The organism is Streptomyces sp. CAI-85 (genome assembly GCF_013363615.1).
Taxonomy (GTDB): Bacteria; Actinomycetota; Actinomycetes; order Streptomycetales; family Streptomycetaceae; genus Streptomyces; species Streptomyces antibioticus_B.
The window spans coordinates 1-1,235 of sequence record NZ_JAANNX010000192.1; the positions used below are offsets into that span (position 1 = coordinate 1).

The window sequence follows — 1,235 nt, forward strand, 5'->3', positions numbered from 1 at the left end:
GGCGGCATGTTCAACAACTACGCGATCGTCCAGGGCGTCGACCACATCGTCCCCGTCGACATCTATCTCCCCGGCTGTCCGCCGCGCCCCGAGATGCTGATCGACGCGATCCTCAAGCTCCACCACAAGATCCAGAACACCAAGCTGGGCGTGAACGCCGAGGAAGCGGCACGCGAGGCGGAGGAAGCGGCGCTCAAGGCCCTGCCCTTGATCGAGATGAAGGGGCTGCTGCGGTGAGCGACGCGAACGGTTCCTCGGAGAACCCGAACCCCGAGAAGGACCTCTCCGCCTCCAACCTCCCCGGCCAGCGCGGTGAGGGCGGCGAGGAGGTCCGCGTCCAGCGCGGGATGTTCGGCGCGAACAACGGCGGCGACACCTCCGGCTACGGCGGCCTGGTCCGCTCCGTCCGGCTCCCCGGCCCCGCCGCCCGCCCCTACGGCGGCTGGTTCGACGAGGTCGCCGACGAACTGGAGGGCGCCCTGGAGGAGCAGGGCCTGCTGCCGGAGAACGCGATCGAGAAGACGGTCGTCGACCGCGACGAACTCACCTTCCACATCGAGCGCGAACACCTCCCGCGCGTCGCCCGCACCCTGCGCGACGACCCGGCGCTGCGCTTCGAACTGTGCACCGGTGTCAGCGGCGTCCACTACCCGCACGACAAGGGCCGCGAGCTGCACGCCGTCTACCACCTGCGCTCGATCACCCACAACCGGCTGATCCGGCTGGAGGTCAGCGCCCCGGACGCCGAGCCGCACATCCCGTCCCTGGTCCCGGTCTATCCGACCAACGACTGGCACGAGCGCGAGACGTACGACTTCTTCGGGATCGTCTTCGACGGTCACCCGGCCCTGACGCGGATCATGATGCCGGACGACTGGCAGGGCCATCCGCAGCGCAAGGACTACCCTCTCGGCGGCATCGCCGTCGAATACAAGGGCGCCCAGATCCCGGCTCCGGACCAGCGGAGGTCGTACTCGTGAGCACTTCACACGCTTCCCCCCGTGAGACCACAGAAGGCACCGTCTATACGGTCACGGGCGGCGACTGGGACGAGGTCGTCCAGTCCGCGGCCCGCGCCGACGACGAGCGCATCGTCGTCAACATGGGCCCCCAGCACCCCTCCACCCACGGCGTGCTCCGCCTGATCCTGGAGATCGAGGGCGAGACGGTCACCGAGGCCCGCTGCGGCATCGGCTACCTCCACACCGGCATCGAGAAGAACCTCGAATTCCGCA

Annotated in this window: 1 protein-coding gene and 2 pseudogenes; all 3 read left to right on the forward strand. The window is 68.8% G+C overall.

The features are described 5' to 3' along the window. Positions 1-237 (forward strand): annotated as a pseudogene (locus G6W55_RS37690) (NADH-quinone oxidoreductase subunit B); the annotation flags it as partial. Beyond that, positions 234-980 (forward strand): NADH-quinone oxidoreductase subunit C, encoded by a 747-nt coding sequence (locus G6W55_RS37695; protein ID WP_175525070.1) that lies wholly within the window; start codon positions 234-236, stop codon positions 978-980. The pseudogene G6W55_RS37690 and the gene G6W55_RS37695, both read left to right, overlap by 4 nt. Next, a pseudogene (locus G6W55_RS37700) lies at positions 977-1,235 on the forward strand (NADH dehydrogenase subunit D); the annotation flags it as partial. The gene G6W55_RS37695 and the pseudogene G6W55_RS37700, both read left to right, overlap by 4 nt.